The following is an 8,227-nucleotide window of genomic DNA, read 5'->3' on the forward strand; positions in this document are numbered from 1 at the left end:
CCCGCACATACGACGTCCCCACCGCATCCGGATCCGGATCGAACAACCCCGCGACATCCCACCCACGATCCACCGGGAACCCCGACACCGCATCCGTCCCCGCAACCACCAGATCCCACAGATCCTCCGCAGAACCCACCCCACCCGGGAAACGACACGCCATCCCCACGATCGCAATCGGCTCGTGGGCCCGCTCCTCGACCTGGCGCAGCTTCTCCTGGGTCTCATGGAGCTCCACCATGGCGCGGCGGAGGTAGTCGCGAAGCTTCGCCTCGGTGGTGGAACCGTTCGCGGAGTCGGAGTCGTTCGTGGACACAGTTCTCCTGAGAAGGTGTCGTAGTGCGGTCGTCGCCTCAGGGCGCGTGCATCGGCCGGGTGGTCACTGCCGGAATCCGTTGTCGAGCAGGTCGAACAGCTCGTCGTCGGTCGCCGCTCGCAGGCGATCCCCCACGGTCCCGCCCGGATCTGCTGGCTTGACGGGCTCGACGGGGTCCACGGCCGCAGCACCGCCGTGACCGTCGCGGACATCCGGAGCGTCGGTGGCCGGTCGCCCGGGCCCGGTGAGCGCCGCGAGCAGCGCTTCGAGTCGTCGGGTGATACGCCCCCGCAAGGCGTCGTCGTCGTTGACGGCTGCCTCGAGTGCGTCGTCGAGTTGGTCCTGGAGTCGGTCGAGCGTGCGGAGTACGGCTGTGTCGGGGCCTGGCAGTTCCCTCTCGAGGAACGCCACGAGGGCCTGGGGGGTCGGATGGTCGAAGACCAGCGTGGCCGGGAGGCGCAGTCCCGTGGCTGCGGCGAGCCGGTTGCGCAGTTCCACCGCCGTGAGCGAGTCGAGGCCGAGCTCCCGGAAGCTGCGGTCACGGGTGATGCCCGTGGTGTCGCCGTGTCCGAGCACGGCCGCGACGTCCGTACGGATCGCCTCGGCGAGTACGGCCGCCCGTTCGGCGCGGGATGCGTCGGCCAGGCGTTCGGCAAGCGTGACTTTGCCCCGCCGGTCGGAGCCGGACGCGTTCGTCCCGGCGTTCACGGACGCCGAAGAGGAAGCGGGAACGGAATCAGAGGTGGTAGCAGGTGCGGCGAGGGAGCGCAGCACCTCGGGGACCTGCTCGGGGTCGTCGTGGTCGCGCAGGGCGGCCGGGTCGACCCGTATCGGCAGGACCACCGCCGCGTCCCCAGGTCCGCCGGCTGCGGCGTCCAGTGCGGCGAGGCCTTCGGCCCGGTGGAGGGGGACGATGCCGGTGCGCCGCAGACGGGCCGCGTCCACGTCGGTGAGGGTGCCGGCCATGCCGCTGTCCCACGGCCCCCAGGCGAGGGACACGGCCGGCAGACCCTCGGCCCGGCGGTGTACGGCGAGCGCGTCGAGGTAGGCGTTGGCCGCGGCGTAGGCGGACTGGCCGGCACTGCCCAGGGTCGCGGCGGCGGAGGAGTAGAGCACGAAGGCGGACAGGGGCAGGTCCCTGGTCAGTACGTGGAGGTTCCAGGCGGCGTCGGCCTTGGGGCGCAGGACACCGTCCAGGCGCTCGGGGTTCTGCGCGGTGACGATGCCGTCGTCCAGGACCCCGGCGGTGTGGAGGACGGCGGTCAGCGGCCGGTCGCCGGGGATGCCGTCGAGCGCGGTGCGCAGGGCGTCGCGGTCGGCCGCGTCGCACGCCACGACCTCGGCACGGGCTCCGAGCGCGGCCAGTTCCCGGACGAGCTCGTCCGCACCGGGCGCTGCGGGTCCGCGCCTGCTGAGCAGCAGCAGGTGGCGTACGCCGTGGACGGCCGCGAGGTGCTTGGCCGCCATCGCGCCCAGGCTTCCGGTGCCGCCGGTGATGAGGACAGTGCCCTCCGCGGTCGGCCAGGCCGGTGCGACGGTGCCCGGTGCGGCGGTGCCCGGGTCGGAGCCGACGTGGGAGGAGCGGACGAAGTCGGCGCGGACGAGTCCGGGCCGCAGCACGACGCCGTCGCGGACGGCCAGCCGACCGCCGAGAGCGGCGGCCTCGGCCAGGGCGTGCCGGGAGGCGGGGGCCCCGTCGGTGTCCACCAGGGCGATGCGGCCCGGATGTTCGGCCTGTGCGGAGCCCAGCAGCCCCCAGACGGCCGCGGCTGCCGGATCGATGCTGCCGTCGCCCGTGTCCACGGCACGACGGGTGACGAAGGTGAGGCGCTCGGCACCGTGTGTGTCGTCCTGGTGCGCCTCGTCATTCCGTGCGAGATCGTCGCGTGCGTCGTCGTCGCGTGCGAGATCGTCGCGTGCGTCGTCGACCCATCGCTGGACGAGGGTGAGGGCCCGCCGGACCGTGCCGCGCGCCGCTTCCGGGTCGGGGCCCGGTGCGCCACCGAGGTCCACGAGGAGCGGGAGCCGGTCCCGGCGGCTCTCCTCGGCCGCCTTGGCGAAGAGCTCCTCGTCGGTGGCGTCGGCCCAGCGTACGCGCACGTCCTCGGGTCCGGGCGTGGCCCCGGCCGGGGCAGGCAGACCGGGGAGGGCGGTCCATTGCAGCCGGTGAAGCGGCAGGTGTGCGGCTCCCGCGGCGGCGAGGCCGTCGGTGTCGGGGCGGCGCAGGGCGAGCGCGTCCACCGTGAGCACGAGGCGGCCGACGGCGTCGACGGCCGTGATCGTGACGGTGTCGCCTCCTGCGGCACCGGGCACGGGAGTAATGCGTACGCGCAGGGCGTCGGCACTCGGGCCGTGCAGGCGGGCGCCGGTCCATGAGAAGGGCACGAGCCCGTGCTCCAGACCGAGGCCCGGCGCGGTGGCGTGGAGCGCGGCGTCCAGGAGCGCGGGGTGGACGGCGTAGCGACCGGCTTCGTCGGCGTACGCGCCGGGCAGCCGGACGTCGGCGAAGACCTCGGTGCCCCGCCGCCAGGCGGCGGACAGGCCTCGGAAGGCAGGCCCGTAACCGATGCCGGCGGTGGCGAAGCGTTCGTACTCGGTCGTGAGGTCGAGAGGCTCGGCGTTCTCCGGCGGCCAGGTGGTGTCGAACGGCGGCCTGTCAGCGGGCGGTTCGTCCGCGCGACCGACGGTGCCGGAGGCGTGGCGTATCCAGCCGGTGTCCCCCGATGTCTCCGACGCGTCCGAGTGGATCTGCAGGATGCGCTCACCGTGCTCGTCCGGCGCTCCCAGCGTGACGCGCAGGCGTACCGCCGCCTGATGCGGCAACACCAGCGGGGTCTCCAGGGTGAGTTCGGAGACGGTGCTGTCGGCAGGGTGGGCGGTCACCGTGGCCGTGGCGGTGGCCGTGACCGTGGCCGCGGCGGCGTGCGGCGTGTCGGCGACGTACTGGGCGAGCTCCAGCAGAGCGGTTCCCGGTACGACCACCTGGCCGCGCACCGTGTGTTCGGCCAGCCACGGGTGGCTGCGGGTGGACAGGCGCCCGGTCCACACCGTGCCCCGGCCGTCGGGGAGGGCCACGGCGGCGGACAGCAGGGGATGCGGGCTCTCGTCGAGCCCCATGGCCTTCGGATCGGAGGCCGCCGGAGCGTCCAGCCAGTAGCGCTTGCGCTGGAAGGGGTAGGTGGGCAGACCCGCTGCCAACTGGGCGGCGGCGCCGCCGGGGTCGTCCGGCGGGGCGGCCAGGGTGACGGGCACGCCGTGGGCGTACACCTCGGCCACCGCGCGGGTCAGGGCCTCCGTCTCACCGTGGCCCCGGCGCAGCACCGGCACGGTGAGCGGGGTGCTCGTCGGGTCCTGCGTGGAGTGTGCGATGTCGTCGTCGAGGCAGGAACGGGCCATGGCGGTGAGCACCGCGTCGGGCCCCACCTCCAGGAAGGTGTCGATGCCGTCGGCGCGCAGGGCACGCATGCCATCGAGGAACCGCACCGGCTCGCGCACGTGGCGGACCCAGTGGTCCGGGGTGCACGGATCAGCGGCAGCGCCGTTCTCCATGGTCAGGTTCGACATGACAGGAAGCGTCGGTCGCCGGTAGCGCAGTGCGCGAGCAACTTGTTCGAACTGTGTCAGCATGCCGTCCATGCGGGGCGAGTGGAAGGCGTGGCTGACGGTGAGCCGCTTGGTGTCCCGGCCGTGTGATCGCCACAGCTCGACCACGTCCAGTACGGCTTGTTCGTCGCCCGAGATCACGACGGAGGAGGGGCCGTTGACGGCGGCGAGGGCGATCTCCGTCTCCCGGCCCGCCAGGTGCGGCGCCATCTCGGCCTCGCTCGCCGCGACGGCGGCCATCGCGCCGCCGTGAGGCAGCGCCTGCATGAGGCGGCCGCGCGCGGTGACCAGGGCGCAGGCGTCGGCGAGGTCGAGGATTCCCGCGACGTGGGCGGCGGCGATCTCGCCGACGGAGTGGCCCATGACGGCGTCCGGGCGTATGCCTTGCTCCTCGGTCAGCAGCCGGAAGAGGGCGACCTCCAGGGCGAACAGCGCGGGCTGGGTGTACTCCGTACGGTCCAGCAGTCCGGATTCCGTTCCGGTTCCGGCGCTGCTCCCGCTCCAGCTCCCGCTCCCGTTCTCGGTTCCGGTTTCGGTTCCGGCTCCGGTTCCGGCCCGGGCGGGGTCGTGCGGAATCTCGCCGAACATGACGGCCCGCAACGGCCGTTCGAGGTGCCGGTCCATTTCGGCGCAGATGGCGTCCAAGGCCCGCGCGAAGGTGGGGAACCGGGCGTAGAGCTCCCGCCCCGCGCCCGGGCGCTGACTGCCCTGGCCGGAGAAGAGGAAGGCCGTCCGGCGCTCCCCGGACGCCTCTCCCATGACGAGCCGCACGCCCGCGGTGCCCGGGCCCGGCTCCTGTCCGTCGGCGAGCGCCCGCAGTCCGCTCAGCAGGGTTTCGCGGTCGTTGCCGAGAACGACGGCCCGGTGGCGGAAGGCGGTGCGGCGGTGGGCCAGGGCGCTCGCCACGGCGGCCGGAGCGGCCTCCAGACCGCTGAGGTGCGTGTGCAGGCGGTCCGCCTGTTCTCGTAGCGCCTCGCGATCCCGGCCCGAGACGGTCCACATCACGGGGGCCGTGTCGCGGGAGTCGGCGGGCTCCGTCGCGACCGCGGCTGGTACCTCGGCCGACTCCGGGGCCGACTCCGAGTCGCGCTTCGAGTCCCGCTCCGATCGGCCCGAGTCCCACTCCGATCGGCGCTCCGATCCGAGCTCCGGGGCGGGCTCCGGGGCGGCAACGCTCTCCAGGATCAGGTGCGCGTTGGTGCCGCTCGCCCCGAAGGACGACACACCGGCGCGCAGCGGCTCACCGTCGGCGCGGGGCTGCCAGAGCACCGGGCGGGTCAGCAGCTCCACCGCACCCGACGACCAGTCCACGTGCGACGACGGCGCGTCCACATGCAGCGTCCGCGGCAGCACGCCGTGGCGCATGGCGAGGACCGTCTTGATGACGCCCGCGACACCGGCTGCCGCCTGCGTGTGCCCGATGTTGGACTTCAGAGAACCGAGCCACAGGGGCCGGTCGGCGGGCCGTTCGCGGCCGTACACGGCGAGCAGGGCCTGCGCCTCGATCGGGTCGCCGAGCCGGGTCCCGGTGCCGTGCGCCTCGACCGCGTCGATCTGGTCGGACCCCAGACCGGCATGGGCGAGCGCGGCCCGGACGACCCGCTGCTGGGCCAGGCCGTTCGGCGCGGTCAGGCCGTTGCCGGCACCGTCCTGGTTGACCGCCGAGCCGCGGATGACGGCCAGGACGGGCCGGCGCTCCCGGCGGGCGTCGGAGAGGCGCTGCAGCAGGACCATCCCGGCACCCTCGCCGAAGCCCGTACCGTCGGCGGCGTCGGCGAACGCCTTGCAACGTCCGTCCGCGGCCAGCCCGCGCTGGCGGGAGAAGTCGATGAACATCGTCGGCGTCGACAGCACGGTCGCGCCGCCCGCGAGCGCGAGGTCGCACTCCCCCAGCCGCAGCGCCTGCGCGGCCAGGTGCAGCGCGACCAGCGACGACGAGCAGGCGGTGTCGATCGTGACGGCGGGTCCGCGCAGGCCGAGAGCGTACGAGACGCGACCCGACGCGACGCTGCCCGCGCTGCCGTTGACGAGGTACCCCTCCAGGTCGGCCGGCGCGCCGGAGCCGGGCTGGTGGAGCAGTCGAGCGCCGTAGTCGTCGTACATCACGCCCGCGTACACGCCGGTACGGCTGTCCCGGACGGTCGTCGGATCGATGCCCGCGCGTTCCAGGGCCTCCCAGGACGTCTCCAGCAGCAGCCGCTGCTGGGGGTCCATGGCCAGCGCGTCCTCGAACGCCTCCCAGGCCGTCTCCAGGACGGCGTCTCCAGCAGCAGCCGCTGCTGGGGGTCCATGGCCAGCGCCTCGCGCGGGGAGATGCCGAAGAACTCGGGGTCGAAGCCGGCGCAGTCGTCGAGGAAGCCCCCTTCCCGGGCGTAGCTGGTGCCCGTGGAACCGGGGTCGGGGTCGTAGAGCGCCGCCAGGTCCCAGCCACGGTCCTCGGGCAGCCCGGACACGGCGTCCGTCCCCGTCTCGAGGAGCCGCCACAGGTCCTCGGGAGTCGTCACCCCGCCGGGGAGGCGACAGCTCATCGAGACGATCGCGATCGGCTCGCGGGCGCCGTCCTCCAGCGCCTTGAGCCGTTCCCGCGTGCTGAGCAACTCGGCGGTGAGCCGCTTGAGGTACTCCCGGGCCTTGCCGTCCCGGGTCTTGTCGTCCCGGGCGTTGCCGTCCGGGGCCTTGTCGTCCGGGGCCTTGTCGTTGCTCACAGTTGCTCCTCGATGAAGGCGAAGAGGTCGTCGTCGCTCGCAGAGTCGAGCCGTTCCTCCACCGCCGCCCGCGTACCGGTGGGGTCTTCACCGGACCGGGACCTGCCGGTGGGGGCATCGGATGCAGCTCCGGCGGCACCGACCGCCACGAGCGCGGCCTCCAGTTGCCTGCGGACCACGTCGCGCCTGCTGTCGTCCGCTTCCATGCCCGACACGGCGGCCAGGAGGGCCTCCAGGCTCGACAGGGCCACGTCTCCGGCGTCCTCGCCCGCGCCGTCCAGGCCGAGCTCCGCGCCGATGTGCTCCGCGACGGCCCGCGGCGTCGGGTGGTCGAACACGACGGTCGCGGGGAACCGCAGACCGGTGGCGGCGTTCAGCTGGTTGCGCAGCTCCACGGACATCAGCGAGTCGAACCCGCTCTCGCGGAACGGACGCCCCGGTTCCACGGCGTCCGGACCGGAACAGCCGAGGACCTTCGCCACCTGTGTCCTGACCAGCTTGAGCAGTTCACGGCCACGGGCGGGTTCGTCAAGGTGCGCGAGCCGCTCGACGAGCGCCCCTGGCGTGACGTCCGACGAACCCCGGGCGTCCTCCGCGGCCGACGTCCCGGACCGCGCTGCCCCGGCCCCGGTCGACGTCTGCTGCGCCGTGTCCGCCGCCGGGACGAGTGTCCGCAGGAGTACGGGAACGGCGTCGGGACCGTTGACGGCACGCTCCCGGCCCAGGGCCGCCAGGTCCAGCCTCATCGGTACGAGGAGGGCATGGTCCGACGCCAGCGCGAGGGCGCGGTCGAAAAGAGCGAGCCCTTGCTCGTTCGGCATCGGAGCGATGCCCGAGCGCCGCATCCGCCGCAGGTCCCGCTCCGCGAGGTGACCTGTCATCCCCGTGGCCTCGCCCCACAGGCCCCAGGCGAGGGACAGCGCGGGCAGACCTTGGGCGCGACGACGGTGCGCCAAGGCGTCGACGACCGTGTTCGCGGCCGCGTAGCTGCCCTGTCCGGGCCGGCCAAGGAGCCCGGCGGCTCCGGAGAACAGTACGAACGCCGCCAGTTGCCGGTCCGCGGTGAGTTCGTGCAGATGGAGAGCGGCGTCGGCCTTGGAGCGGAGTACGGAGTCGACGCGGGCCGGGTCGAGCGCCTCGATCGCGCCGTCGTCGAGGACTCCGGCCGCGTGCACCACTCCGGTGAGCGGACGCGTGCCGGGGATGCCGGCGAGCACCGGGCGCAGCGCGTCGCGGTCCGCCGCGTCGCAGGCGACGAGCTCCGGTTCCGCGCCCTGCTCCCGCAGCTCCGCCATCAGCTCGTCCGCGCCGGGGGCGGTCGCGCCGCTGCGGCTCAGGAGAAGCAGGTGGCGTACGCCATGGCGCTGCACCAGGTGCCGCGCGAACAGGCGGCCCAGCGTGCCGGTGGCGCCGGTGACCACCACGGTGCCGTCACCGAGGCGTGGGCCGTCGGCCGCAGGACCGGGACGACCAGGGCCACGGGGGTCGCTGAGGTCGCTGAGGATGTTGAGGTCGCTGACGTCACCGGCCGTCGGGCCGGATCCGCTCGGGCCAGACCCGCTCGGGGCGGATCCGCTCAAGCCGGATGCGCTCGGGGCGGATC

At 73.8% G+C, this 8,227-nt stretch carries 3 protein-coding genes and 2 pseudogenes; all 5 read right to left on the reverse strand.

Annotated features, from left to right (window positions below):
* A partial coding sequence (locus tag IH00_RS38460) for a beta-ketoacyl synthase N-terminal-like domain-containing protein (protein WP_039947829.1) occupies nucleotides 1-316 on the reverse strand: 316 nt, incomplete at its 3' end.
* Between the two features lie 63 nt (nucleotides 317-379).
* Complete coding sequence (locus IH00_RS45685; protein ID WP_107064599.1) at nucleotides 380-1,282, reverse strand: phosphopantetheine-binding protein; 903 nt, start codon at nucleotides 1,280-1,282, stop codon at nucleotides 380-382.
* Between the two features lie 18 nt (nucleotides 1,283-1,300).
* A pseudogene (locus IH00_RS44875) lies at nucleotides 1,301-3,433 on the reverse strand (SDR family NAD(P)-dependent oxidoreductase); the annotation flags it as partial.
* Nucleotides 3,434-3,463: 30 nt separating this feature from the next.
* A pseudogene (locus IH00_RS43655) lies at nucleotides 3,464-6,624 on the reverse strand (type I polyketide synthase); the annotation flags it as partial.
* On the reverse strand, nucleotides 6,621-8,227 hold a 1,607-nt coding region (locus tag IH00_RS0136240), incomplete at its 5' end, for a type I polyketide synthase (protein ID WP_158828191.1). The gene IH00_RS0136240 and the pseudogene IH00_RS43655, both read right to left, overlap by 4 nt.

Origin of the sequence: Streptomyces sp. NRRL S-118 (assembly GCF_000716335.1) — a bacterium.
Classification (GTDB): domain Bacteria; phylum Actinomycetota; class Actinomycetes; order Streptomycetales; family Streptomycetaceae; genus Streptomyces.

What these genes read in the sequence shown, in the direction of transcription:
- IH00_RS45685 (WP_107064599.1), bottom strand. Translation starts at nt 1,282, where the DNA reads ATGGCCGGCACCCTCACCGACGTGGACGCGGCCCGTCTGCGGCGCACC.